General features: G+C 68.6%; 21 protein-coding genes, 1 tRNA gene and 1 pseudogene. 12 read left to right on the plus strand and 11 right to left on the minus strand.

Annotation, left to right across the window (positions count from 1 at the left end; all coding sequences use genetic code 11):
* Window positions 1–16: 16 nt before the first annotated feature.
* The 4 genes and pseudogenes from G6N67_RS39260 to G6N67_RS15965 all read left to right on the plus strand — a co-directional run bounded on the left by G6N67_RS39260 (window position 17) and on the right by G6N67_RS15965 (window position 1,898).
* Window positions 17–316: a TadE family type IV pilus minor pilin gene (locus G6N67_RS39260; protein ID WP_230021667.1), complete on the plus strand. Its 300-nt coding sequence runs from the start codon at window positions 17–19 to the stop codon at window positions 314–316.
* Window positions 317–326: 10 nt separating this feature from the next.
* Window positions 327–653, plus strand: a pseudogene (locus G6N67_RS39265) (Rv3654c family TadE-like protein); the annotation flags it as partial.
* Window positions 654–698: 45 nt separating this feature from the next.
* Window positions 699–1,280 (plus strand): TetR/AcrR family transcriptional regulator, encoded by a 582-nt coding sequence (locus G6N67_RS15960; protein ID WP_036431920.1) that lies wholly within the window; start codon window positions 699–701, stop codon window positions 1,278–1,280.
* Between the two features lie 39 nt (window positions 1,281–1,319).
* Window positions 1,320–1,898, plus strand: coding sequence for a DUF308 domain-containing protein (locus G6N67_RS15965; protein ID WP_051578656.1), 579 nt, complete (start codon window positions 1,320–1,322; stop codon window positions 1,896–1,898).
* A 10-nt stretch (window positions 1,899–1,908) separates the two neighbouring features.
* Here the strand turns inward: G6N67_RS15965 and G6N67_RS15970 are convergent, their stop codons facing one another.
* A complete protein-coding gene (locus tag G6N67_RS15970) occupies window positions 1,909–2,937 on the minus strand; it encodes a PAS domain-containing protein (protein WP_036431923.1) in 1,029 nt (342 codons plus the stop codon).
* Between the two features lie 280 nt (window positions 2,938–3,217).
* Window positions 3,218–5,575 carry a DNA 3'-5' helicase SftH gene (locus tag G6N67_RS15975; protein WP_036431925.1) on the minus strand — a complete coding sequence of 786 codons (2,358 nt, stop codon included), beginning with the start codon at window positions 5,573–5,575 and terminating at the stop codon, window positions 3,218–3,220.
* A gap of 298 nt (window positions 5,576–5,873) precedes the next feature.
* Here G6N67_RS15975 and G6N67_RS15980 point away from each other — a divergent pair, with 298 nt between their 5' ends.
* The 3 genes from G6N67_RS15980 to topA all read left to right on the plus strand — a co-directional run bounded on the left by G6N67_RS15980 (window position 5,874) and on the right by topA (window position 9,709).
* Entirely contained in the window at window positions 5,874–6,077 is a 204-nt protein-coding gene (locus G6N67_RS15980; RefSeq protein WP_011562175.1) for a cold-shock protein, read from the plus strand.
* A gap of 99 nt (window positions 6,078–6,176) precedes the next feature.
* Window positions 6,177–6,770 carry a hypothetical protein gene (locus G6N67_RS15985; RefSeq protein WP_036431928.1) on the plus strand — a complete coding sequence of 198 codons (594 nt, stop codon included), beginning with the start codon at window positions 6,177–6,179 and terminating at the stop codon, window positions 6,768–6,770.
* A 104-nt stretch (window positions 6,771–6,874) separates the two neighbouring features.
* Window positions 6,875–9,709, plus strand: a complete 2,835-nt coding sequence (gene topA, locus G6N67_RS15990; protein ID WP_036431931.1) for a type I DNA topoisomerase — start codon at window positions 6,875–6,877, stop codon at window positions 9,707–9,709.
* Here topA and G6N67_RS15995 read toward each other — a convergent pair.
* Window positions 9,706–11,313 carry an adenylate/guanylate cyclase domain-containing protein gene (locus G6N67_RS15995; protein WP_036431933.1) on the minus strand — a complete coding sequence of 536 codons (1,608 nt, stop codon included), beginning with the start codon at window positions 11,311–11,313 and terminating at the stop codon, window positions 9,706–9,708. The two genes, topA and G6N67_RS15995, sit on opposite strands and share 4 nt — an antisense overlap.
* 82 nt (window positions 11,314–11,395) lie before the next feature.
* Between G6N67_RS15995 and G6N67_RS16000 the strand changes: the two genes are divergently transcribed.
* Together G6N67_RS16000 and G6N67_RS16005 are read left to right on the plus strand one after the other, a co-directional pair.
* Window positions 11,396–12,616: a DNA polymerase III subunit delta' gene (locus G6N67_RS16000; RefSeq protein ID WP_036431936.1), complete on the plus strand. Its 1,221-nt coding sequence runs from the start codon at window positions 11,396–11,398 to the stop codon at window positions 12,614–12,616.
* 63 nt (window positions 12,617–12,679) lie between these two features.
* Window positions 12,680–12,752: transfer RNA gene (locus tag G6N67_RS16005), tRNA-Thr, on the plus strand.
* 25 nt (window positions 12,753–12,777) lie between these two features.
* Here G6N67_RS16005 and G6N67_RS16010 read toward each other — a convergent pair.
* The 3 genes from G6N67_RS16010 to G6N67_RS16020 form a co-directional block, all read right to left on the minus strand.
* The gene (locus G6N67_RS16010) at window positions 12,778–12,942 is read right to left on the minus strand and encodes a hypothetical protein (RefSeq protein ID WP_163642207.1); all 165 of its coding nucleotides are present in this window, start codon (window positions 12,940–12,942) and stop codon (window positions 12,778–12,780) included.
* Window positions 12,939–13,313: a carboxymuconolactone decarboxylase family protein gene (locus G6N67_RS16015; RefSeq protein WP_036431939.1), complete on the minus strand. Its 375-nt coding sequence runs from the start codon at window positions 13,311–13,313 to the stop codon at window positions 12,939–12,941. Before G6N67_RS16015 ends, G6N67_RS16010 begins: the two co-directional genes overlap by 4 nt.
* Before the next feature lie 74 nt (window positions 13,314–13,387).
* Window positions 13,388–15,139, minus strand: coding sequence for a hypothetical protein (locus G6N67_RS16020; RefSeq protein WP_036431941.1), 1,752 nt, complete (start codon window positions 15,137–15,139; stop codon window positions 13,388–13,390).
* Between the two features lie 57 nt (window positions 15,140–15,196).
* Here G6N67_RS16020 and G6N67_RS16025 point away from each other — a divergent pair, with 57 nt between their 5' ends.
* From G6N67_RS16025 to G6N67_RS16035, 3 genes are read left to right on the plus strand one after another with little or no spacing between them, the layout of a single operon-like run.
* On the plus strand, window positions 15,197–16,138 hold the full coding sequence (locus tag G6N67_RS16025) for a GDP-mannose 4,6-dehydratase (RefSeq protein ID WP_165572155.1): 942 nt from the start codon (window positions 15,197–15,199) through the stop codon (window positions 16,136–16,138).
* Window positions 16,139–16,178: 40 nt separating this feature from the next.
* The gene (locus G6N67_RS16030) at window positions 16,179–17,963 is read left to right on the plus strand and encodes an N-acyl-D-amino-acid deacylase family protein (protein ID WP_036431945.1); all 1,785 of its coding nucleotides are present in this window, start codon (window positions 16,179–16,181) and stop codon (window positions 17,961–17,963) included.
* 1 nt (window position 17,964) lies between these two features.
* Window positions 17,965–18,546 (plus strand): TetR/AcrR family transcriptional regulator, encoded by a 582-nt coding sequence (locus G6N67_RS16035; RefSeq protein WP_036431947.1) that lies wholly within the window; start codon window positions 17,965–17,967, stop codon window positions 18,544–18,546.
* On the opposite strand, the gene G6N67_RS16040 is transcribed toward G6N67_RS16035, so the two are convergent.
* From G6N67_RS16040 to G6N67_RS16060, 5 genes are read right to left on the minus strand one after another with little or no spacing between them, the layout of a single operon-like run.
* The gene (locus G6N67_RS16040) at window positions 18,536–18,877 is read right to left on the minus strand and encodes a DUF2304 domain-containing protein (RefSeq protein ID WP_036431950.1); all 342 of its coding nucleotides are present in this window, start codon (window positions 18,875–18,877) and stop codon (window positions 18,536–18,538) included. The genes G6N67_RS16035 and G6N67_RS16040 overlap by 11 nt on opposite strands.
* Entirely contained in the window at window positions 18,874–19,560 is a 687-nt protein-coding gene (locus G6N67_RS16045) for a polyprenyl-phospho-N-acetylgalactosaminyl synthase PpgS (RefSeq protein WP_036431953.1), read from the minus strand. The genes G6N67_RS16040 and G6N67_RS16045 overlap by 4 nt, the downstream gene beginning before the upstream one ends.
* A 16-nt stretch (window positions 19,561–19,576) precedes the next feature.
* Window positions 19,577–20,857 (minus strand): hypothetical protein, encoded by a 1,281-nt coding sequence (locus G6N67_RS16050; RefSeq protein ID WP_036431956.1) that lies wholly within the window; start codon window positions 20,855–20,857, stop codon window positions 19,577–19,579.
* Window positions 20,854–22,215, minus strand: a complete 1,362-nt coding sequence (locus G6N67_RS16055; protein ID WP_036431959.1) for a M1 family metallopeptidase — start codon at window positions 22,213–22,215, stop codon at window positions 20,854–20,856. The genes G6N67_RS16050 and G6N67_RS16055 overlap by 4 nt, the downstream gene beginning before the upstream one ends.
* The gene (locus G6N67_RS16060) at window positions 22,212–26,141 is read right to left on the minus strand and encodes a Pls/PosA family non-ribosomal peptide synthetase (protein ID WP_036431961.1); all 3,930 of its coding nucleotides are present in this window, start codon (window positions 26,139–26,141) and stop codon (window positions 22,212–22,214) included. Before G6N67_RS16060 ends, G6N67_RS16055 begins: the two co-directional genes overlap by 4 nt.
* Window positions 26,142–26,291: the final 150 nt, after the last annotated feature.

The following is a 26,291-nucleotide window of genomic DNA, read 5'->3' on the forward strand; positions in this document are numbered from 1 at the left end:
CTCCGGTGCCGTCACGGTGGAGGCGGCTTTCGCGATCGCCGCGTTGGTGGTGGTCCTCATGCTGTGCGTCGGCGGGCTCAGCGCGGTTACCGCGCAGGTCCGGTGTGTCGACGCGGCCCGGGAAGCCGCGCGGCTGGCGGCCCGCGGTGACGATGCCTCTGCCACCGCGGTGGCACGGCGGATCGCGCCCGACGGCGCGTCGGTGCACCTGCGGCGGGAGGGCGCGGTCGTGGTGGCGCAGGTCAGTATCCCGGCGGCGCTGCCCGGCCTCACGGTGTCGTCGCAGGCGGCGGCCGCGATGGAGCCCGGCGGATGAGCGTGGTTCGGCGAGTGTGCTCGCGGCCGCCATGATCGCGGTGGTGGTGGCCTTCACGGTGGGTCTCGCGTATCTCGGGGCTGCGGTCATCGCGCGGCACCAGGCCCAGGCGGCAGCCGATCTCGCGGCGCTCGCCGCGGCGGGCTCGCTCGCGGCGGGGCCCGATGCGGCGTGTGCTCAGGCGGACGCGATCGCCTCGGCGATGCACACGGTCGTCGCGGGCTGCCGAGTGGACGGGCTCGACGTGGTGCTCGAAGCCCAGGTCACCGTGCGCTTCGGGCGGTGGGATCTGGGGCCCGCCCGGGCATCGGCGCGCGCGGGCCCGGTGTTGCCATGACCCGGCCCACTTGACGCCTACCTACTAGTAGGTAGGGTAGGAACCGTGACTCCGACCGGAGCGACCTACGACGGCATCATCGACTGCGCTCGTTCCTTGATAATCACCGGTGGCTACAACGGTTTCAGCTATGCCGATATCGCCGGCGCCGTAGGAATCCGGAAGGCCAGCATCCACCATCATTTTCCGACGAAGGCGGATCTGGTTCGCATTCTCGTCGAGCGATATCGCACAGATGCCGCCGAGGGGCTTGCGCACATCGAGCGGAATGTTCCCGAACCCGTAGACCAACTCCGCGCATATATCGGCTATTGGGCGGGGTGTATCGCCGATCCCAGTACGGCTTTTTGCGTGTGTGCGCTGCTCGCGAGCGAGATACCCCTGCTGCCGCAGGAAGTCGCGGTTGAAGTGCGTGCGCACTTCGAGGCGCTGTCGGCGTGGCTGACCTCGGTTCTGCAGGGGGGCGCCGACCAGGGCGAATTCGCGCTCAAAGAATCCGCACGGGCCGAGGCCGAGACGCTCATGGCGACCGTGCACGGTGCCATGCTGTCGGCCCGGGCGTACGGCGATTCACACATATTCAGCGTCATCACCGATGCGCTGATCGAAAGGCTCGTCAGCGCTTAGCGGGCGGGCATCTCTCTTTCCCGATTCTCAGGAGAAAACATGGCAGTGAAAGTGCAACCCGAACACGATAATGCTGCCGGCAATGCGTGGCTGAAACGCTATTACTTCGTCCGCGCCGCATTTTCATTCCTGTGGGTGGCGGCGGTCTTGACCCTGCCGGCCGGTGCGTCGGCCGTCGTCGGAGCGCTCCTGGTGGTCTACCCGGCATGGGATGCGGCAGCCAATCTCGTCGACGCGCGACGTAACGGCGGGATGCGGCACAACCGGACGCAGGCGCTCAACACCGCGGTCAGCACTGCCACGGCGGTCGCAGTCGCGATCGCGCTGTCGATGAGCATGAACGCAGTGCTCGGCGTGTTCGGGGTGTGGGCGTCTCTGGCGGGGCTGCTGCAGTTGGCGACCGCCGTTCGCCGTTGGAAAAGCTATGGGGCGCAATGGCCGATGGCACTCAGCGGCGGGCAATCGGCCGTCGTGGGCGTGATGTTCCTCAAGCAGGCAAACGCACCCGAGGTGCCCGGCGTCTCCACCATCGCCGGCTACGCGGCGTTCGGCGCAATCTACTTCGTGGCCTCGGCGTTGTTCCTCGTCGTGTCGGACCGGCGCCGCCGCAACGCCTGAACCGGCGATCTCAGTCGTCGATCGCGTCGAGGTCGGCGGCGGCCACTTCGGCGGCGGTCGGCAGGCGCAGTGCCACCAGACCGGCGAACGTGTCCCGCTCAAGCTCGATGCGATTGATCGTCATGTGCACCGGCTGCCACCCGCCGTCGGCCGTGCGCATTCGCAACACAGCGGTGGTGACGCCGCCGGCGAATTCCGCAGTCATCCTTTCCATGTGGCGGGCGTCGAGCGGGTGCACACGTGCCGGCCCGCCCTCGCGGCTGCGCCAGTCGAAGAACGGGGCCGGTTCGTCGAGCCATTTCAACAACTTCCAGTTGTTGAGGTCGATCAGGGCCCGATGCACACCGGGCTGCGCCAGGCCTTCGAGAATCCGCTGCGCAAGGTAGTCGGGCGGCACCTGAGCACCTTCGCGCTCGCTACGCCAGTTCATCGCGCGGCAGATCAGCCGCTCGGGCCCGTCGTCGGTTGATTCGTATGCCACGCGGGCCACGAATCCGACCGTGATCGGGTTGCCACGGAAGTCCGTGACGTCCCATGTGGTGCACAATGTGCTGCCCGGTTCGGGCTTGATCGTCATCGACAGCACCTTGGCCTCGCTGGGGTTCAAATCACGCGTCGGCAAATCGTCGGCGAATGCGCGGCCGTGGGTCGCCTCGGTTTCCGGATCCATCCCGCTGTTGGCGATGGATTCCGCAGTATCGGTCGCGATGCCTGTCGTGAGATCCCATTTGAGCGGACCCGGAATCGGTCGTTCCGGCGGGTCGACGTCGGGCGGGCCGATCCAGACGTGCACACCGTGGATGCGCCCATCGGACATCCGCACCACCTCGGTGCGGATCACGCGGTCGTTCTTGGGAGTGATACTGCTGAGGCCCTGACCTGCGCGTACGGTCTCACCGATGGCGCTCTGAATGGCCATGAGGTTCGGATTGCGACGCAGAAACGCACTTATCGGAACGAGATTCTTGGTCTGTTGACCCCGTGCAACCACCGCCGGCTCGCTGCCGAGTGTTTCCACGAGCAGCCAGTCGTGGGTCATGACGGGTATTTTACCGGCGGTCAGGTAGCTGTCCTTACGCCGAGCAACAACGAAATCCGTACCTCAAACACCGCGGCGGCGCATCTCGCCCGGGCGGGCGCCCAACCAACCGGTTGCAAACATGAGTGAATTCAAGTAATTTGCCACTGCGCCCGGCCTCCGGGATTGGGAACGGATCGCGTTGTCCGACCGTTCGTCGCAACGTCTGCGTGTTCGGCGTGCCCGAACGTGGTCATGTGTTGTCGATCCGTGCAGTCGGCCGTCGAGGGGTCGGTCGTCTTCACGGTCGGGGGTCGTCACGGTTCAGCGCGCCGAGCACCAGACGCAGTACCCGTACCGCACCGGCTTTGTCGAGCGGGTCATTGCCGTTGCCGCACTTGGGCGATTGCACGCACGACGGGCAGCCCTGCGGGCACTCGCACGCCTCGATGGCCGCGGCCGTCGCACCCCACCAGGTGGCGAACTGGTGAAAGCCACGGTCGGCGAACCCCGCGCCGCCCGGGTAGCCGTCGTAGACGAAAATCGTGGGCAGCCCGGCCAATTCGCCGGGACCGGGCCCGGCCGCTGTCGAAACCCCGCCGATGTCCCCGCGGTCGCAACTGGCCACCAGGGGCAGTAGGCCGATCGCGGCATGTTCGGCCGCGTGTAGGGAGCCAGGCACTCGCAGCGGGTCGATCCCGTTGTCCTGCAGCGCTTCCGGGGTGACGGTGCACATCACCGCGACCGTGTCCAGGGTGCGCGGGGGCATGTCGAGTTCGACGAAGTCGATCACCTCGCCGTCGACGCGCCTGCGCAGGTAACCGACCACGGTGTTGGTCACCGACACCGGCACCAGCCCCACGGTCACCTGCCCGTGGTGGTGCTGTTCACCGGCGCCTGTCACGGCGATGTCGGTGACCTCGCGCGCGAAGGTGGTGTAGCCCGGGTCCGCGGCGTGGACGAACGCGATGCCGTCCTCGAAATCGAGGGAATCGACCAGGTAGGTCTCGCCCTGATGCAGATACACCGCTCCGGGATGGACCGACGACGCGGCCTGGCCTGCGCCCGTGGTGCCCAGGATCCGTCCGGTGTCGGTCTCCAGGATCGCGATCTGACCGCCCGAGGAGCCCCGGATGTCGACCGCGGGATGCGGATCGACCCCGGGTGCCGGGTAATAGCTGCCGGCCCGTTTGCGCAGCAATCCGTCGTCGACCAGGTCCGCGGCCACCGATTCGGCGTTCCACAACCGCACTTCGGCATCGGTGAGTGGCAGTTCGGCCGCGGCGCACAGCAGCTGTGGCCCGAGCACGTGCGGGTTGGTGGGATCGATGACGACGCGTTCGATCGGCTTGTCGAGCAGCGCTGCCGGATGGTGCACCAGATAGGTGTCGAGTGGGTCGTCGCGGGCCACCAGCACGATGAGCGCGCCCTGCCCGCGTCGCCCGGATCGGCCCGCCTGCTGCCAGAACGACGCGACCGTGCCGGGGAATCCGGCCAGCACCACGGCATCCAGTCCGGCGATGTCGATGCCCAGCTCGAGCGCGTTGGTGGTCGCCAGGCCGCGCAGGCGGCCATCGGACAGGGCGTGCTCCAGCTCCCGACGGTCTTCGGCGAGATACCCGGCACGGTAGGACGCCACCTGCTCGGCAAGTTCGGGAGCGATGTCCTCCAACCGGGTCCGTGCTCCCAGCGCGGTGAGCTCCGCACCTCGACGTGACCGCACGAACGTCAGGGTGCGTGCACCCTCGGCGACGAGGTCGGCCATCACCCGGGCGGCCTCCGCGCCGGCCGAACGGCGTACCGGCGCACCGTTTTCACCACTGAGTTCGGGCAGCAGAGCCGGTTCCCACAGGGCGATCGTGCGGGCGCCCTGCGGGGATCCGTCCTCTGTCACCGCGGTCACCGTCTGGCCGATGAGCTCGGCCGCGGTCTCGGCGGGCGCGGCTGTGGTGGCGCTGGCGAAGAACACAGTGGGGGTCGAATGGTCGGTGGAATATCTCTCGCACAACCGCAGCAGCCGGCGCAGCACCATGGCCACATTCGAGCCGAAAATGCCACGGTAATAGTGGCATTCGTCGACCACGACATACTTGAGGTGACGCAGGAACACCGCCCAGCGGGCGTGGTTGCGCAGCATGGACAGATGGATCATGTCGGGGTTGGAGAAGATCCACCGCGACCGTTCCCTGGCGAATCGTCGGACCTCGGCTGCACTGTCGCCGTCGTACGCACTCGGCGCGACATCCCGTAGCGCGGTGACGCTTTCGGTCATCGCCATCGCGGCGCGCAACTGGTCGTGCCCGAGGGCCTTGGTGGGGGACAGGTAGAGCACGCGGGCCCGTGGGTCGGCGGCCAGGGTCGACAGGATCGGCAGCTGGTAGGCCAACGACTTCCCGGATGCGGTACCCGTCGACAGCACGACGTGGCGCCCGTCGTGCGCTAGCTGTGCCGCGGTGAGCTGATGCGACCACGGCGCGGTGATGCCGTGATCAAGCAACGCCCGCACCACATCTGGGTCGGCCCACTCCGGCCAGCTTTCCTGGCGGCCCTGACGCGGAGGTAAATCCGCGACATGGCGTAGCGGATGTTCGTCGGCCGGGGTGCCGTCGACAGCGCAGGCGAGCAGCTCACGGCCGAAATCCAGGCCCCGATCTGACACGCTTTGCCCTCCTGTCGCCGACCCCGCCGCGGCCTGCGCGGGGTTGTAAACGAATTGTTCACCACGCGCGGCACGTTGAGACTGTCGCGGCAGCGCGGAACGTGATTGACTAACCACGGTCGCAGCTTCTGTGTTTGTCACTCGCACTCGCAGGATCGTCGTTGCGATCGCGGTTCCTGCGAGGGTTGTAGGTCGGTCTCGTTCCGGCGACACACGCGTTGGTAAGCGGTCGGAACGGGCCCGGTACGCCGGAAGTCGGTGGACCGCACCCGGTAATAAGAGAAGGAAAGATCGAGAAATGCCACAGGGAACTGTGAAGTGGTTCAACGCGGAGAAGGGCTTCGGCTTCATCGCGCCCGAGGACGGCTCCGCCGACGTGTTTGTCCACTACACGGAAATCCAGGGCAGCGGCTTCCGCACCCTGGAAGAGAACCAGAAGGTTGAGTTCGAGGTCGGCCAGAGCCCCAAGGGGCCGCAGGCCACGGGTGTTCGGACCATCTGAGCCAACCCACACCTGACAGGACACCCCCGCGAAAAAGTCCCGCACCGGACACCGCGGGGGTGTTCTGGTTTATGGGCTCGGCTGGCCTACTGTCGTGCTGTGAGCCAGCTGTCCTTCTTCTCGGCTGAATCGGTGCCGCCCGCGGTCACCGATCTCACCGGAGTGCTCGCGGGGCCCGGCCAGATCGTCGTGGTCGGCAGCGGCGAGAAGCAGACAGCGCGGATCTCAGTAGTGGTCGACGAGCCGTGGCGCGCGGAGGCGCTCGCGGAGATGTTCGGTCAGGCCGGCCTGGCCGCCGAGATCGCCCGCACCGACGAGAACACTCCGTTGGTCCGCACGGCGCTGGATCCGCAGCTCGTGCCGATCGCGCGGGAGTGGACCCGCGGCGCGGTCAAGACCGTGCCGCCGACGTGGTTGCCGGGCTCACGCGAGCTGCGGGCCTGGGCACTGGCGGCCGGCGAACCCGAGGCCGACGACCGCTACCTGCTGGGTCTGGACCCGCACGCGCCGGACACGCACGCGCCGCTCGCGTCGGCCATGATGCGGGTCGGGATCGCACCCACGCTCATCGGCACGCGCGGATCGCACCCGGCCTTGCGGATCAGCGGCCGGCGCAGGCTGTCGCGCCTGGTAGAGAACGTGGGGGAACCGCCGGGGGATGCTGCCGCGTTGGCGCACTGGCCACGTATTTAATAGGTGTGGGGCAAAGGGCCAGTTTGCGTAGGCTCGCGCGGAGTGCGAAATTGTCAGTTGCCTCGCATGGCGTGGCAACTATATGAAGTGGAGCGTAGGCACAGTTGGCTGGCGACGACCGCAGCGGCGGTAGGACGGGAAATATCCGGCGACTCGTCATTGTCGAGTCGCCGACCAAAGCGCGCAAAATAGCCAGCTACCTGGGCTCGAACTACGTCGTCGAGTCCTCGCGCGGCCACATCAGGGATCTGCCGCGCAACGCCGCCGACGTGCCCGCCAAGTACAAATCCGAGGCCTGGGCGCGGCTCGGCGTGAACGTCGACGACAACTTCGAGCCGCTCTACATCGTCAGCCCTGACAAGAAGGGCACGGTATCGGAGCTCAAAGACCTGCTCAAAGGTGTCGACGAGCTCTACCTGGCAACGGACGGTGACCGCGAGGGTGAGGCCATCGCGTGGCACCTCGTGGAGACGCTCAAGCCCCGCATCCCGTATCGCCGGATGGTGTTCCACGAGATCACCGAGCCCGCGATCCGCGACGCCGCCGCAAACCCGCGTGACCTGGACATCGACCTGGTCGACGCGCAGGAGACCCGGCGCATCCTCGACCGCCTGTACGGCTACGAGGTCAGCCCGGTGCTGTGGAAGAAGGTCGCCCCGAAGCTTTCGGCGGGCCGCGTGCAGTCCGTGGCCACGCGCATCATCGTGCAGCGCGAACGGGAGCGCATGGCGTTCCGCACGGCCGGTTACTGGGACGTCACCGCCGAGCTCGACGCCAGCGTGTCCGACCCGCAGGCCACGCCGCCCCGGTTCACCGCGAAGCTCAACACGGTCGACGGGCGCCGCGTCGCGACGGGCCGCGATTTCGACTCGCTGGGGCAGGTCCGCAAGCCCGATGAGGTGCTGGTGCTCGACGAGGCCGCCGCCGGGGCCCTGGCGGCCGGGCTGCGCGGTGCGCAGCTGGCGGTCAGCTCGGTCGAGCAGAAGCCGTACACCCGCCGGCCCTACGCGCCGTTCATGACCTCGACGCTGCAGCAGGAGGCCGGCCGCAAGCTGCGGTTCAGCTCCGAGCGCACCATGAGCATCGCGCAGCGGCTGTACGAGAACGGCTACATCACCTACATGCGTACCGACTCGACGACTTTGTCGGAGTCGGCCATCAACGCGGCTCGCAACCAGGCGCGGCAGCTCTACGGTGACGAGTACGTGCACCCGACGCCGCGGCAGTACACCCGCAAGGTCAAGAACGCGCAGGAAGCGCACGAGGCCATCCGGCCCGCCGGTGACGTGTTCCAGACGCCGGGCCAGCTGCACGCGCAGCTCGACACCGACGAGTTCCGGCTCTACGAGCTGATCTGGCAGCGCACCGTGGCCTCGCAGATGGCCGATGCGCGCGGCACCACGCTGTCGTTGCGGATCGCCGGCGCTGCGGCAGGCGGTGAGCAGGTTGTCTTCAACGCGTCCGGTCGCACCATCACGTTCCCGGGCTTCCTCAAGGCCTACGTCGAGAGCATCGACGAGCTGGCCGGTGGCGAGTCCGACGACGCCGAGAGCCGCCTGCCGAACCTGACGCAGGGGCAGCGGGTCGACGCCGCCGAACTCACTGCCGACGGGCACCAGACCAGCCCGCCCGCACGTTTCACCGAGGCGTCGCTGATCAAGGTGCTCGAAGAGCTTGGCATCGGCCGCCCGTCGACGTACAGCTCGATCATCAAGACCATCCAGGACCGCGGCTACGTGCAGAAGAAGGGCAGCGCGCTGGTCCCGTCCTGGGTCGCGTTCGCGGTCGTGGGCCTGTTGGAGCAGCACTTCGGCCGGCTGGTCGACTACGACTTCACCGCGGCCATGGAAGACGAACTCGACGAGATCGCCAATGGTCAGGAGCGAAGGACCAACTGGCTCAACAACTTCTACTTCGGCGGTGAACACGGCGTCGAAGGTTCGGTGGCGCGTGCGGGCGGGCTCAAGAAGCTCGTGGGCGTCAACCTCGAAGGCATCGACGCGCGAGAAGTCAACTCCATCAAGCTCTTCGACGATTCCGAAGGGCGGGCCATCAACGTGCGGGTGGGCCGCAACGGCCCGTACCTGGAGCGCATGATCGCCGATCCCGACAATCCGGGGGAGCTGAAGCCTCAGCGGGCCAACCTCAAAGAGGATCTGACGCCCGACGAGCTGACTCTCGAACTGGCCGAAAAGCTTTTCGCCACACCACAAGAAGGTCGCGTGCTCGGTGTCGATCCCGCGACCGGACACGAGATCGTGGCCAAGGACGGCCGCTTCGGCCCCTACGTCACCGAGGTGCTGCCCGAACCCGAGGAGCCCGACGACGGCGCGGCCGGAACCCCGGCCAAGAAGGGCAAGAAGCCGACGGGGCCCAAGCCGCGCACCGGATCTCTGCTGCGGTCGATGGATCTGGAGACCGTCACGCTCGACGATGCGCTCAAGCTGCTGTCGCTGCCGCGCGTGGTCGGCGTAGACCCGTCCAACGGTGAGGAGATCACCGCGCAGAACGGCCGCTATGGCCCATACCTCAAGCGCGGCACCGATTCCCGCTCGCTGGCCACCGAGGAGCAGATGTTCGACATCACCCTCGAAGAGGCGCTCAAGATCTACGCCGAGCCCAAACGCCGTGGGCGCCAAGCCGCATCGGCTCCGCCACTGCGTGAGCTCGGTACCGACCCCGCGTCGGGCAAGCCCATGGTGATCAAGGACGGCCGGTTCGGGCCCTACGTGACCGACGGCGAGACCAACGCGAGCCTGCGCAAGGGCGACGACGTCGCGTCGATCACCGATGAGCGCGCATCGGAACTGCTGGCCGACCGCCGGGCCAAGGGTCCGGTCAAGAAGGCCGCCAAGAAGGCTCCGGCCAAGAAGGCTGCCGCGAAGAAGACCCCGGCCAAGAAGGCGCCCGCCAAGAAAGCCGCCGCCAAGAAGACCTAACCGGTCAGGTCGCTTTCGGTGACGTTGTCGGCGAGGTCGCGCGGCAACACCAGGTTCACGGGGCGGGCCAGCTGCGTGGGTGCGGTACGGCCGCGCAGCTCGACGATCTCGCCGACGTCCCAGCACAGTGCTTCGGCATCCAGTGCACCGCTGACGGCGATCGCGGATGCCAGCACGTGGCCTTCCTCGAGCTTGGCCAGCTCGGTCAGCCGGGCGGCCTCGTTGACGGGGTCGCCGATCACGGTGTACTCGAACCGGGCCTGAGCGCCGATGTGGCCGGCGATCGCGCGGCCCGCCGAAACCCCGATGCCGAACTCGGTGTCGCTGCCCAGCACGGTGAGCAGCTCGTCGTGCAGTTCGCGCGAAGCCGCCAGCGCGGCACCCGACGCGTCGGGATGTTCGATGGGCGCGCCGAAGATGGCCAGCGCGGCGTCACCCTGGAACTTGTTGACGAACCCGCCGTGGCGGTTGACGGTGTCGACGATGACGCGGAAGAACTCGTTGAGCAGGTTGACGACCTCGGCGGCCGGGATGGTCGACGCCAGGTGCGTCGAACCGACCAGGTCGACGAAAAGCACCGCGACGTCACGTTCCTGGCCGCCCAGCTCGGTGCCGCGTTCGAGCGCGCGGCGCGCGACATCCTCGCCCACGTAGCGGCCGAACAGGTCGCGCAGTCGTTGCCGCTCGGCGAGGTCGCGCACCATGTCGTTGAACCCGGCCTGCAGCAAGCCCAGCTCGCTGGCGTCGTAGATCTGCATGTGCGCGTTGTAGTTGCCGCGCTGTACTTCGCCCAGTGCCCAACGCAATTGGCGCAGCGGGTCGGCGATCGACATGGCCACCAGCACCGTGCCGGACAGCCCGATCACCAGCGCGGCGACGGCCAGCAGCAGGAGCGGTGTGGTGAGCCGGTCGGCCGTCGCGGTGAGGATCGAGAACTTGCTGGCCACCAGCGCCAGCACGATAGCCAGGACCGGGACGCCCGTCGACAGCACCCAGGTGAGCACCTGGCGCAGGATCACGCCGGGCGCGTGGAAGTTCTCCGGCACGCCGCCGCGCAGCGCGGCGACCGCGACCGGGCGCAGCACGCGTTCGGACTGCAGGTAGCCGATGATGGCCGTGGCGGTGGCACCGAGTGCGGTCGCCACGGCGACGATGGGTGCCGAGCCGCTGGCCACGGGCCAGCTGGCGATGATGAACACGATGGACCCGAAACACCAGTTCGAGACGCTGATCAGGGTTCGGTAGAACGGCATCCGCAGGGCTCGCGTGCGGGCCAGCTCGGTGATCGCCGGATCGCCGTCGGCAAGCAGCGTGTCGCGCCGCTGCCAGCGGATGACCGGCAGCAGCAGCCGCAGCGTCAGGTACGCACCGACGGTGAACGACACGAAGAGGTAGCCCAGGAACACCGCGAGGTTGGCGGCAGGCAGATCCTGCAGCTGGATGCGGTCCTCGGGCGGCAGGCCGAACCGCAGGAAGCCGAGCACGAACAGCGCGCCGATGATGTCGGCCTGCAGCATGCCCAGCGTGAACACCGGCCACGGGGTACGCGCGACCCAGCGGACGAATGCGCTGATTCGCCCGATCGGTACCGCCTCCGTGCTCACCCGTTAACCGTATCGGGCCGGGGCGACGTTCATCGCGGCTGTGAGGAGGTTGTGTCCGCCCCGGCCACTACTGTTGGCGGTGATGAGCGGTGTGTTTTCGCGTCTGGTGGGCCAGCACGTGGTGGAAAAGGAGCTGGTGGCGGCTGCTGTGGCCGCTCGCGGCGACGGTGGCGGTGATTCACCGCACAGCGCGACGGCGACCGGGACTATGACACACGCGTGGCTGATCACGGGTCCGCCCGGATCGGGCCGCTCGGTCGCGGCGCTGTGCTTCGCCGCGGCGTTGCAGTGCACGTCGGACGGGGTGCCGGGCTGCGGCCAGTGCCGCGCGTGCACCACGACCATGGCGGGCACGCACGCCGACGTGCGGCGCATCATCCCCGAAGGACTGTCCATCGCGGTCAAGGAGATGCGTGAGATCGTCCAGATCGCGTCGCGGCGGCCCGCGACCGGGCGGTGGCAGATCGTGGTGATCGAGGATGCCGACCGGCTCACCGAGGGCGCCGCGAACGCCCTGCTCAAGGTGGTCGAGGAGCCGCCGCCGTCGACGGTCTTCCTGCTGTGCGCGCCGTCGGTCGATCCCGAGGACATCGCGATCACGCTGCGCTCGCGCTGCCGGCACGTGGCGCTGACGACGCCTTCGGTCGAGGCCATCGCCGACGTGCTGATCTCGGGCGACGGCCTGCCGGCCGACGATGCCCGCTGGGCGGCGTCGGTCAGCGGCGGACATGTCGGGCGCGCGCGCCGGCTCGCGACCGATCCCGAGGCGCGCGAACGCCGGAAACGTGCGCTCGGGCTCGCGCGCGACGCCGCGACACCGTCACGCGCGTACGCGGCCGCCGAAGAGATGGTCGCGGTCGCCGAGGCCGAGGCGCTCGCGCTGACGGCTGGGCGCAACGAGGCCGAGATGGAGGAGCTCAAGACCGCGCTGGGCGCCGGCGGCACCGGCAAGGGCACCGCGGGCACCACGCGAGGTACTGCCGGCGCGCTCAAGGAGCTGGAGAACCGGCAGAAATCGCGTAAGACCCGCGCGTCGCGCGATGCGCTGGACCGTGCGCTGATCGACCTCGCGACCTACTTCCGCGATGCGCTGCTGGTGTCGTCGGGGGCCGGCGGTGTCACGGCCAACCATCCCGACATGGCCGAGAAGGTCGCGGCGATGGCCGACCATGCCTCGCCGGACAAGCTGCTGCGCTGCATCGAGGCCGTGCTGGAGTGCCGCGAGGCGCTCGCGGTGAACGTCAAGCCCAAGTTCGCGGTCGACGCGATGGTGGCCACGGTCGGGCAGGCGCTGCGGGGATGACGGCCTGGCTTTGGTGGTGCGGGATGTCTGCCGTAGACTCGTCCCGCCTGGTGCGCCAGGCGCGCCACCTTAGCTCAGTCGGCAGAGCGATTCACTCGTAATGAATAGGTCGGGGGTTCGATTCCCCCAGGTGGCTCTCATCTTCGTCGTCGTCATCATCGTCACGTCCACGGCCCGTTACGCGGGTCGTACGGCGGCTGTTGCCCATAGGGCGGGTACGGCGGCTGAGGCGGTCCCTGATTACGGCCCTTGGAGCTCTTGACCACGAGCACGACGAGAAACCCGATGATGGCCATCGCCACGACCAGAAGAAGCAGGATCGTCATTCCGTAGACGCTATGCCCTCGCGAAGTGACTCGCGCGCGACCTTGCAGGCCGTGTTGGCGGCGGGGAAGCCCGCGTATCCGCTGGAGTGGTAGATGACCTCGGCGATCTCGTCCTCAGAAAGCCCGTTGGTGCGGGCGATCTGCACGTGGGCTTTGAGCTCGTCGGTGGCCCGCAGCGCGATCAGGATGCCCAGCGTGACGAGGCTGCGGTCCCGAAGGCTCAGGCCTTCGCGGGCCCACAACCGGCCGAACACGTTGTCGACGCCGATCTCGAGCAGTTCGTCGCCGAAAGTGCCGTCCCGCAACTGCAATTCACTGTCGGGCAGTAACTCCCGGAACACCCGCAGACCCTGTTCGCGTACGTCAGTCATACCTGCCAGCTTCGCACCCGGTGCGGATCCTGGCCTGTCTTGGTCGGTGTGTGCCGCAGGTGAACCCGACCCCGCTACTTCGGCGCCAGAAATCCGACCGGCCCGGGCGAGATGCACACCGACAGTGCCGCGGTGTTGGCCCGCACGGTGATCGCGTCACCGGCCCCGGGCAGGCGGACGAAAACCCGGTTGAGCCCGGGCCGCACGGGCACCTTGGCCTCGGGCCCTTCAGAAAGGGCCATGGTCAGCGAGCCGTCGCTGTTGGCGAGGTAGTTGATCTCGGCGGTCCAGTCCGCGGGCAGCAGGGGTCCGTCGAGCGGCATGCGCACCGGAAAATCGGGCTGGATCAGGTAGCCGCAGTTGGCCGCGGGCCCCTCGACGATGGTGCGCACCCAGGTCACCTGGGCCGGCAGCAGCGTGCCGGAGCGATCGAACATGCGGAGATCTGTTGTTGCCGAGGCGAATTCGGGACGCGGTTGGGCGAGTGCGAACATGTGGCTGGCCAGGTTCTCGGGGAATGCGACGCGCTGCAGGATCAGCGGGTCCACCTCCTGGTCGAGCAACGGGGCGTCCGACGTGGCGGCCAGGCCCGCGCGGGCGTTGTTCAGATACGACGGCACCGGGCTGTCGCGCCACACCCGCAGGAACGTCGCGGTCGAGTACAGGCTGCTCACGATGAACACGACCGCCACCCCGACGGCAACGGCGGTGCGCCGCCGCGAGGCATCCAGCCGGGGCGAGGTGCGGTTGGGTGCGCAGAACCCCACGGCGGCGAGCAGTGCGAGCACCACCACCAGATCCGGCAGGTAGCGCAGCGTCTGCGCCAGTTCCAGCGCCGTGAACCGCGACGAGCGCATCAGATAGATAGGTATCTGGCACGCGACGGCATAGCCGAGCGCGACCGCGAGCACGGGCCAGATGCGCTGTTTGCGGGCCAGCGCCAGGGCCACGGCCGCGATCACCACGACCCAGCCCAGCACCATGACGCTCGCGGGCGGCGTGGCCCACGGCGACGCCGGCGCCCAGCGCTGCCACGCCCACGGCCCGCCGACCAGGCCCGGCACGATGCCGTGTGTGAACGACCGGCCCAGCAGGTCTCCCGTCATCGCGACGTCGAAACTCCACCGCTTCTGGTCGACGACCATCAGATACACCCCGATCCACGCGACGGTCAGCGCCAGACAGGCCAGCCACAGGCGCAGCCCGCGCCGCCAGACCTCGCGCACGCCGAACGACCCGGTCACGTATCCGAGCAGGGCCACCACCGCGAACGCCACGAACGGGATCACCGCGGCCTTCTCGAAGAACAGCAGCCCGCCGAAGTACACCAGCACCCCGGCGACGGCATAGCGCGGCTGCCGCGTGCGCATCAGCAGGATCGCGTCGGCACACACCCACGCGAGCGCGGCCTGCATCGGCAGGGTGTTCAGCCCGGCCGCCCACCACGCGAAACCGGGTATCGCCAACGGCGTGAACAACGCGAAGGTCAGCGGCACCAGCAGCACGGGCCGCCAGCCCAAGATCACCCACAGCGCACGCAGCAATGCCAGCGACGCGAGCGCTTGCAGCACCACGAGGCTCACCGCGGGCCACACCCAGGAGAACGGCGCCAGCCGCGTGATCGCACCGGACACCAGGAACGCGGCGGGCATCACGTGGCCGTCGTGGTCGTCGAAAAGGTACGACGGCGACAGCAGATTCTGGGTGCCCGCGCGGCCGACGAGGATCAGATCGTCCCAGTAGAAATAACCGCCGAAAGCCACCACGCCCCGGACCACGAGATGCGCCACGAGCAGTGCCGCAGCGGCGCGGGGAACCCATTTCACTCTTTCCGACTGTACGGTCCGAGCGGATCCGCAGCCGACGTCGGTATGGTGTGCGGCGTGCGAACACTGGTGACGGGCGCGGCGGGTTTCATCGGATCGACGCTGGTAGATCGGCTACTGGCAGACGGGCACAGCGTCGTCGGCATCGATGACCTCAGCACCGGTCGGGTCGACAACCTGCAGGATGCCGACAACGACAAGAACTTCGAGTTCGTCAAGGCTGACATCGTCGACGCCGATCTGATCGGGCTGCTCGCCGAGATGCGGCCCGAGGTGGTGTTCCATCTCGCAGCGCAGATCTCGGTCAAGCGCTCGGTCGACGATCCGCAGCTCGATTCGACGGTCAACGTGGTCGGCACGGTGCGGCTGGCCGAGGCCGCGCGGCGGGCCGGCGTGCGCAAGGTCGTGCACACGTCGTCAGGCGGTTCGATCTACGGCACCCCGCCGGTCTATCCGACGAGCGAGGACGTCGCGACCGATCCGGCGTCGCCGTACGCGGCGAGCAAGGTGGCCGGCGAGGTGTATCTCAACACCTTCCGCAACCTCTACGACCTGGACTGCTCGCACATCGCGCCGGCCAATGTGTACGGCCCGCGGCAGGATCCGCACGGCGAGGCGGGCGTGGTGGCGATCTTCGCGCAGGCCCTGCTGGCCGGCCGGCCGACCAAGATCTTCGGAGACGGCAGCGACACCCGCGATTACGTGTACGTCGACGACGTCGTGGACGCCTTCGTACGGGCGTCGGGCACCGAGGGCGGTGGATTGCGGTTCAACGTGGGCACGGGTGTGGAGACCTCGACGCGCGAGCTGCACACCGTGATCGCCAAGGCGGTCGGCGCAGCGGACGAGCCCGAGTTCCATCCGCCGCGCCTGGGGGATCTGCGGCGTTCGAAACTGGACATCAGCCGGGCGAAGAAACTGCTCGGTTGGCAGCCGGACGTGGCGCTTTCGACGGGCGTCGAGCGGACTGTCGATTTCTTCCGCAACAATCCTCGATGAAAAGATTGTAAGCACTTACTTTCTGGGTTAGCGTGACGTCATGCCCTATGACGTCATCGTGCGTAACGGTCTGTGGTTCGACGGCACCGGCAAGCCCCCCAAGGTCAGAACGCTCGGCATCCGCGACGGCGTCGTGGCCACGGTGTCGGTCGAGCCGCTCGACGAGTCCGGGTGCCCCGAGGTGATCGACGCGGGCGGCAAGTGGGTCGTGCCGGGCTTCATCGACGTGCACACGCACTACGACGCCGAGGTGCTGCTCGATCCGGGCCTGCGCGAGTCGGTGCGCCACGGCGTCACCACGGTCCTGCTCGGCATGTGTTCGCTGTCCACGGTGTACTCCGACACCGAGGACGCCGCCGACCTGTTCAGCCGCGTCGAGGCCGTGCCGCGCACGTTCGTGCTCGGTGCGTTGGAGAAGAACAAGACCTGGTCGGGGCCGGCCGAGTACGTCAAGGCCATCGACGAACTGCCGCTCGGCCCCAACATCAGCTCCATGCTGGGGCACTCGGACCTGCGCGCATCGGTGCTCGGCCTGGATCGGGCCACCACGCGCGGTGTGACGCCGACCGATGACGAACTCGAGACCATGGCACGCAAGCTCGACGAGGCGCTCGAAGCGGGCATGCTCGGCATGTCCGGCATGGACGCCGCGATCGACAAGCTCGACGGCGATCGCTTCCGCTCGCGTGCCCTGCCGTCGACCTTCGCCACCTGGCGGGAACGCAGGCGTCTCATCAAGGTGCTGCGCAAGCGCGGGCGCGTGCTGCAGAGTGCGCCCAACGTCGCCAAGGCGCAGGAGGCGCTCAACTTCTTCCTGGAGAGCAGCGGCCTGTTCGGTCGCCGTCGCGGCGTCAAGATGAGCCTGCTGGTCTCCGCCGACGCCAAGTCCGCACCCGGTGCCGTGCATGTGCTCGGGCGGGGCACGCGGCTGCTCAACAAGATCCTGGACGCCAAGGTGCGCTTCCAGCATCTGCCGGTGCCGTTCGAATTGTATTCGGACGGAATCGATCTGCCGGTTTTCGAGGAGTTCGGCGCGGGCACCGCTGCGCTGCACCTACGCGATCAGCTGGAGCGCAACAAGCTGCTGGCCGATCCCGAGTACCGGCGCCGCTTCCGCAAGTCGTTCGACCGCCGCAAGCTCGGTCCGACGTTGTGGCACCGCGACTTCCACGACGCCACCATCGTCGAATGCCCTGACAAGAGCCTGATCGGCAAGAGCTTCGGGCAGATCGCCGACGAGCGTGGCATCCACCCGCTCGACGCGTTCCTCGACGTCCTCGTCGACAACGGCGAGCGCAACGTCCGCTGGACCACCATCGTCGCCAACGACCGCCCCAAGCAGCTCGACAAGTTGGCCAAGGAGCCGTCGGTGCACATGGGCTTCTCGGATGCCGGTGCGCACCTGCGGAACATGGCCTTCTACAACTACGCGCTGCGGCTGCTCAAACGGGTTCGTGACGCACAGCTGGCGGGCAGGCCGTTCCTCACCACCGAGCATGCCGTGTACCGGTTGACGGGTGAGGTCGCCGACTGGTTCGGCGTCGACGCGGGCACCCTGCGCGAAGGCGAGCGTGCCGATTTCGTGGTCATCGACCCGCGGGGCCTCGACGACTCGGTGGACGCGTATCACGAGGAGACGGTGCCGTTCTACGGCGGCCTGAGCCGCATGGTCAACCGCAACGACGACGCCGTCGTCGTGACTGCCGTCAACGGTCAGGTCGTGTTCCGCGCCGGGCAGTTCCGCGAAGGCTACGGTGAGACCGTGAAATCCGGTCACTACCTACCTGCCCGCGGGGCCCGGCGGGCTGCCACGCAACCGGTCTGAGATGGCCCGGACGCAACAGCAGCGCCGCGAGGAAACGGTCGCACGGCTACTCGATGCCGGCATCGAGACCATCATTGAGGTCGGCTACGCGAAGGCTTCGGCCGCCGTGATCGCCAGGCGGGCCAAGGTTTCCGACGGCGCGCTGTTCCGGCATTTCCCCACCATGAGCGACTTCATGGCGGCCACGGCGCAAGAGGTGGCGCGCCGTCAGTTGGAGCTGGGCAGCAAGCTGGTCGCGGAGATCCCCGCCGACCAGCCGCCGCTACCTGCGGTGCTGACGATCCTGCGGGACATCGCGGGCAGCGACACCAACACCGTGTGGCACGAGCTCATGATGGCGGCCCGAACCGACGAAAAGCTGAGGGGCCCACTGCAAACGGTGCTCGCCGAGTACATCGACAACATCTACGAAACCGCCAAGAGCGGGCCGGGGATGGACCAGGTTCCCGAAGACGTCTTCGCGGTTCTGCTGACCATCGTGGTCAACACGTTCGACGGCGCCGCCATGGTGCGCCGCGTGCTGCCGCTCCCGGAACTCGAAGAGGCCAGGATCGCGGCACTGACCGAATTGCTCAGTCGTTAGCGGGTTCGCGTGCGTTCTGCAGTGCCACCGATCGCGCGAGCCTGGCGTACTTGAGCTCAAGATCCTTGAAGCGCAGGTACGCCGACAACGTGACGAACACGAACGCGATGACCAGTACGTACTCCATGAGGTCCGCACCGCGGTCCACGCCGAGCCAATTCGCGACGATCGTGGTGTCGTCGGGCCGCAGGATCGCGTAGATGCCTGCGACCACGAACAGCACGAAGCCCACTTTGACCCACGCCTTCGACCGCGCGCTGCGCCGCGACCGCAGCAGGTACACCAGCAGCGACAACACGGCCACGATGAGCAGTGCCTGGATCCAGTTCATCGGGACAGCCTCCTGCGCAGCAACCCGTCGAAGACTATGTTGACGCCGTTGAGCAGCGGCTGTCCCTTCGACTTCGAGTAGTCGGTGTAGAGAATCTCGACGGGTTCTTCTGCGACCCGCCAATGGTTCTCATAGGCCAGTGAGATGAACTCACCGGCGTGGCTCATGCCGTTCATGGTCAGGTCGAGCGCGTCGGCGACCTTCCTGTTGAACACCCGCAGCCCGTTGTGGGCGTCGGTCAGCCCGAGCGCGCGGCTCTGCGGGCTCAGGATGGCCGCGGCCCGCAGGATGACCCGCTTGAGCGGCGGCGTGTGGCTGACCGCGCCCGCGAACCGCGTGCCGACCACCAGGTCGACGTCGTCGCCGCCGAGCCGGTCGATCATCCGCATGACGTCCTTGACCTGGTGCTGGCCATCGGCGTCGAACGTCACGAACACCTCGGCGCCCGGCCGGCTGCGGGCATACTCGACCCCGGTCTGGATGGCCGCGCCCTGGCCCAGGTTCACCGGATGCGGCACGACGTACGCGCCGGCCAGGTGCGCCCGGTCTGCGGTGTCGTCGCGGCTACCGTCGTCGACGCAGACCACGTTAGGGAAAACCGAGCGCACGTCGGAGATGACGTCGCCGATGATGCTCGCCTCGTTGAAGGCGGGGATGACGATCCAAACGTCGTGGTAGCGCATGTCGATGGGCACCAAACTACACGGGGTTCCTGGCCAGGGCGCCCAGGTGCACGGCGATCCCCACGAGCGGTCCGCACAGCAGTGCGACGACGGTGCGGGTCTCCAGCTCGACGGGTAGCAGCAACAGTCCGACGGCGGCCACGGTCGCCAGGATCCAGCCCAGCGCGTAGGCCCGGTGCCGGGCGGCCGCGACGGCAGCGGCGCCGGTCAGCGTGAGCATCGCGATCGCGACGGCGCCCGCCGTGAGCCAGGCGAGCAGCGGGCCCGTGGCGAGGTAATCGCTGCCGAACCCGACCCGCAGCAGCCACGGCCCGACCAGCCCCGCGGCCAGCACCCCGACCGCGCCGAGCGCGGCCACCACCGCGGCCGGCGTCACCAGTGCGCGTAACCGCGCGCTGCGCTGGTCGACGAAATGTGCGATGAGGTTGCCCTGCATCGCGGTCAACGGCACCAGCAGCGGCGCCCGGGTCAGGGTGACCGCCAGGATCACCACACCGCCGGTGGCGCCGAGATCCCCAGAGGTGGCCTTGAGCAGCACCGGGAAACCCATCACGAGGATCGCGCTGGCACCCGCCGCCGAGATCGAGTGCCCGGCACCGCGCAGAAACGACGCGGTGGTGCCCGCGGTGACGAGCCGGGCCGCCATGCGCGACGCGGGGGACACGACCAGCATGATGAGCCAGGCCACCGCCCCGGCGACCGTGGCCCACAGGAAGCCGATCAGACCCCAGCTCAACACGAAGGTCGCGGCGGCGACCACCACGCGGATGACCGCGTCGGTGACCATGAGCGCGCCGTAATCGGTCCACCGGTTGACCCCGGCCAGCATGCCGAGCAGCGTTGCGTGCAGGCAGAATCCGGCGAGCCCCGCACTGAGCAGCGCGACGCTGAGTGCCCGGGACTCGGCGAACACGTGCGGCGACCACAGCGGCGAACTGCCCGCGATCACCAGGGCGGCGACGACGCCGACGACGGCCGCGATCCGCATGGGGTGCGCGCGGGGCGAATCGGTCAGGTCGACGTGGCGAGCCGAGCGCACCTCGCGGGTGGCTTCCTGCAGCAGACCATTGGCGGCCCCGGTGACCAGGCCGAACGCACCCCAGAACACGCTGAAGACCGAGAAGCCTGCCGGCTCGAGAGCACGCGCGGCCAGGTACAGGACGGCGTAGCCACACAGCGCGCTGATCGCGGTCGCCACGCCGACGCGGGCGACGCTGCTGCGCGTGATCGGGCCAGTCGCCGATGAGCCGCTTGCGCGAAGAGCATCGAACCCGGGCGCGCCGCCGCCGTCGGTCATAGGTCCGGCAGTTCCCTGGAGTACAGCCACTCGTGCCACAGCGGCCGCAGGGACTCGTTGGCGTACCGGGCGGCCAACCCGATGAAATCGTCGGTGAACGCGGTGCTGTGCCGGTATCGCGTGGTCCAGTCCTGAAGCAGCGCAAAGAAATTGTCGTCACCGATCCAGATGCGCAGCACGTGCAGCGTCATCGCGCCGCGCTTGTACACGCGGTCGTCGAACATGTCCCGCGGTCCCGGGTCGGCCAGCAGCAGATCCTGCGGCAAGTCGCGCAGGCCGTGGTGGTAGCGCCTGGCCCACTCGTCGGCGGTCGGCCCGCCGCTGTTCTCCGACCACAGCCACTCGGCGTAGCACGCGAAGCCCTCGTGCAGCCAGATGTCGCGCCACCGGTGCGCGGTCACCGAATTACCGAACCACTGGTGGGCCAGCTCGTGCGCGATGAGCCGCTCGGAACTGCGGTGCCCGTCGCAGTGATTGGCGCCGAAGATCGAAATGCCCTGGGCCTCTAGCGGTATCTCCAGGTCGTCGTCGGTCACCACCACGGTGTAGCCGGTCGACAGGGGATACGGGCCGAACAGTTTTACGAACAGTTTCATCATCTGCGGCTGCCGTGCGAAATCGTGGTCGAACGTGCGCTTGAGCCGCGGGGGCAGCACCGCTTGCATGGGCACCGGAGACTTGTTGAGCCGGTGGCTTTCGTACATGCCGATCTGCAGCGTGATCAGGTAGCTCGAGGTCGGTTCGGCCTGCTCGTAGGTCCACACCGTGTGCCCGGCCTTGACCTTGCGCGACACCAGCTCGCCGTTGGCGATCGCGCGGTACGGGCTGTCGGTGCTGATCTGGATGCGGTAGCTGGCCTTGGAACTGGGGTGGTCGTCGCACGGAAACCACGACGCCGCGCCGTTCGGTTGCCCGGCCACCAGCGCACCGTTCGACAGTTCCTCGAAACCGACGTCACCCCAATAGGTTTCGATGGGTCGAGGGTTGCCGCTGTAGCGCACGAAGATCGTCATCGCCGCGCCTGCGGGCAACACGGAGTCGAGCGTTATCAGCAGCTTGCCGCCCGAACATCGGAACTGCGCGGGCCTGCGGCCGTTGACCGAGACCCGCGACACGTTCATGGTGTGCGCGAGGTCGAGAGTGAACGTGCGGAGCTGGGCCAGCGTCACCGCGGTGATGGTCGCCGTCCCGGCCAGCCGATTGGCCGACACCTTGTATTCGAGGTCGAGCTCGTAGCGGGACACGCGGTAGCCGAAGTTGCCGTTGTTCGGCAGGTACGGATCGATCACCGGTGCGGGGGATGCCTTCTTCGCGGCTTTCTTGGCCGCCTTGCCGACTGCCTTCTGGGATCTCGTCACGCGGCGGTGTCCTCGGGGGCCTTGGGGCCCTTCTCGGGTGCCGAGGCGCCGCGCTTCTTGCCGAACAGGTTCCATGGGGCGATCGGATTGCCCTGCCAGCGCGTCGACGGTGGTACCTCGTCGCCGCGCATCACGAGCGAGCCGGGGCCGACCGTGGCGCCGGCACCAAGCCGGGCCGCGGGCAGCGCCACGCAGTGCGGGCCCAGCGTCGCACCCTCTTCGAGCACGACACTGTCCATCCGCATGATGCGGTCGTGGAACAGGTGGGTCTGCACGACGCAGCCGCGGTTCACCGTGGCCGCGGTGCCCAGCGTCACGAGATCGGCCTCGGGCAGCCAGTAGGTCTCGCACCACACGCCGCGGCCGATGGATGCGCCGAGCCCGCGCAGCCACAGGTTCATCACGGGTGTGCCGCTCGCGGCGCGCGCGAACCACGGTGCGGCGACGGTTTCGACGAACGTGTCCGACACCTCGTTGCGCCACACGAACGACGACCACAGCGGGTGTTCGACCGCGCGAATCCGGCCGATCACCAACCACTTCGCGATCACGGCGATGGTCCCGGCCACCGCGCCGGCCGCGAGCAGCACGAGGCCGCTGGCCAGCGCGGTCCACAGGTAACCGAACCGCAGGGCCGATGCCTGCAGCGTGCCGAGCACCGCGATGCCGATGCCGAACGTCACGATCACGGGCAACAACCGGCAGGTTTCGACGGTGCCGCGCATGATCTTGAGCCGCGCGGACGGATGGAAGGTTCGCAACGCGTCGGCCGCAGTCGGGTTGCGGCGCAACCGGACCGGCGGGCTGCCCAGCCACGACGATCCCGCCTTCGCCTTGTGCGGTGCGGCCGAAAGGACCGCGACCAGGCCGTCGTCGGGCACCTTGCGGCCGGGTTGGGTGATGCCCGAGTTGCCGAGGAACGCGCGCTTGCCGATCGTGGCCTTCGCGACGTGGATCCAGCCGCCGCCCAGTTCGTAGGACGCGACCATGGTGTCGTCGGCCAGGAATGCGCCGTCCTGCACCTCGGTGAACTTCGGTGTGAACAGCGCCGTCGAGATCTCGGTGCCCGCGCCGACTTTCGCGCCGAGCAGGCGCAGCCACCACGGGGTCAGCAGGCTCGCGTAGATCGGGAACAGGTAGTTGCGCGCGGCGTCCATTAGCCGCTCGGTGGCCCACAGCTGCCAGCCGACGCGGCTGCGCACCGGGTGGTAGCCCTCGGTCAGCCGCAGCGCCAGCACCCGCACGCCGATCACCGTGAACGCCGCGTAGCTCACCATCGCGGCGATCGCGGCCACCGGCGTCCACGCCAGTGCGGGCAGGATCGCGTCGGCCGCCGAGGCCGTGCCGTGGATGCCCCAGGCGATCACCGCCAGGCCCACGGCCAGCGCGGCCAGCGGCAGGCTGCCGAGCAGGATCGAGGTGAGGCCGTAGACCGCCACCCAGACGGGCGCGCGGCCGGGCCGGTGATCCGGCCAGGGGTGGCGCGCCTTGCCGGATTTCACCGCGGGCGAGCCCTTCCAGTACTGCCCGTTCTTGACCTTGCCCACGACCGCCGAGCCGGGCGCGACGTCGGCGTTCTTGCCGACCGTCGCGCCGGGCAGCAGCGTGGTGCGGGCCCCGATCGTGGCGTCGTTGCCGATCGACACCGGCCCGACATGGAACAGGTCGCCGTCGATCCAATGTCCGGTGAGGTCGACCTCCGGTTCGACCGAGGCACGGTGCCCGAGCTTGAGCATGCCGGTCACGGGCGGTGCCGAATGCAGGTCGACGCCCTTGCCGACGGTGTTGCCGAGCGCGCGGGCGTAGTAGACCATCCACGGCGCGCCCGCCAGGTTCTCCGCGCCGCTCGCGTCGGCGAGCCGTTCGGCGACCCACACACGCAGGTGCACGGCGCCGCCCCGCCGGTAGGTGCCGGGCTCGAGGCCCGTCAGCAGCATGCGCGCGAACAACACCGCGATCCCCATGCGGCCCAGCGGCGTGATGAACAGGATGAAGCCGCCGAGGATCCACCACCAGTTCATCGGCTCGGCCCACGGCACGATGTCCGCCGCGGCGGCCACGTTGTTGAGCAGCGCGAGCCACACGACCCACTGGATGCCCGTCAGCGTGGCAAGCGGCAACGACAGCGCGACCTGCGCGGCCTGCGTGAGCCACGGTGTCGGCTTCACCACGCGGGTCTCCACGCGGGGCGGCGGTTTGAGTTCGTCGAGGTAGCCGGCCAGCGATCCGAGGCGGGGATGGTCGTACAGGTCGGCCACCGTGACCTGCGGATAGCGCTGGCGCAGCGCAGCCACCAGCTGGGCCGCCGAAAGCGAGCCGCCGCCCAGCGCGATGAAATCGGCCTCCGGGCCGTCGACCGCGGTGCCCAGCACGTCGCGCCACAGCCCCGCGAGCCAGCCGAGGGTGCCGCCCAGGTCGGGGCTGTCCTGCTCGGTCTCGCCGGGTGGCGGCCACGGCAACGCGTTGCGGTCCACCTTGCCCGACGTGCGGGTCGGCAACTCGTCGAGCAGCACGAGCCGGGGCACGAGCGCGGCGGGCAGTGATTCCGAAAGCGCGGTGCGGGCCGCGGCGAGGTCGAACTCGGGATCGGTGCTGGCGATGTAGCCGACCAGCAGGGGCGTGCCGCTGGCGGTCTTGCGGACCGCGGCCGCGCCGCCGCTGACACCGGGCAGGTTGACCAGCGCTGTGTCGACCTCGCCGAGCTCGATGCGGCGTCCGCCGACCTTGACCTGATCGTCGGCCCGGCCCTGGAAGTAGAGGCCGTCCTTCTCGAGGCGCACCAGGTCTCCGCTGCGGTAGGCACGGCTCCAGCCGAGCGTGGGCATCGCGGCGTACTTCTCGGCGTCCTTCTCCGGGTCGAGGTAGCGGGCCAGCCCCACGCCGCCGATCACCAGTTCGCCGACCTCGCCGATGGGCACCGGCAGGTTGTCCTTGTCCACGACCGCCAGATCCCAGCCGGGCAGCGGCAGGCCGATGCTGACCGGGCCCTGCCCGTCGAGCTTCGCGCCGCACGCGACGACGGTGGCCTCGGTGGGGCCGTAGGTGTTCCACACCTCGCGGCCGTCCACCGCGAGGCGTTGTGCCAGCTCGGGCGGGCAGGCCTCGCCGCCGAAGATCAGCAGCCGCACGGCCTCGAGCGCCTCGGCGGGCCACAGGGCGGCCAGGGTCGGCACCGTCGACACGACGGTGATGTCGCGCGACACCAGCCACGGGCCCAGGTCCATGCCGCTGCGCACCAGCGACCGGGGCGCGGGTACCAGGCACGCGCCGTGCCGCCAGGCCAGCCACATCTCCTCGCACGACGCGTCGAACGCCACCGAAAGCCCGGCCAGCACGCGGTCACCGGGCCCAATGGGATTGTCCTGCAGAAACATCCGTGCCTCGGCATCGACGAACGCCGCGGCGCTGCGGTGCGTTACCGCGACGCCCTTCGGGGTTCCCGTCGAGCCCGACGTGAAGATGATCCAGGCGTCGTCGCGGCCCAGCGGCGCAGCGGCCCGCCACCCTCGCGAGGAGCCGGGCCCCCGCACCAGGCCGGCCTCGGTGATCACGCCCACCACGTTGGCCTCGCCGAACACCAGTGCCGCGCGCTCGTCGGGATCGTCGGCGTCCACCGGGACGTAGGCCGCCCCGGCGGCCAGCGTCGAGAGGATCGCGACGTAGAGGGCGTAGCTGCCCGACGGCATGCGGATGCCGATCCGGTCGCCCCGGCCGATGCCGCGCGCCGCCAGCCACGCGACGCTGTCCTCGATGTCGGCGATCAGTTCGGCGTAGGTGAGCTGGACGGTGCCATCGTCGAGTGCGGGTGCGTCGGGAAACCGGCGCGCGGTCTCATGCAGGATGTCTATGAGGGTCCGAGGCTCAGGTGCGGACGGCGATAGCACGTACTGAGCGGGTATTTCGGGCCCCGTGTCCGCAGCTGTCACGCATACAAACTACTAACTCGAAGTGACGCCGGCTCGGTGCCGGGCGCGGCGTGTGCATCGTTTCGGTTTCGGTTCGCGGCCGCGATCAGGCACACTTGTCGGCGGAGGGGAGTATTCCTTCGCTGCGGTGTCGTCATCACGTCGGTCGTC

This window comes from Mycolicibacterium mageritense (assembly GCF_010727475.1).
GTDB classification, from domain to species: Bacteria; Actinomycetota; Actinomycetes; order Mycobacteriales; family Mycobacteriaceae; genus Mycobacterium; species Mycobacterium mageritense.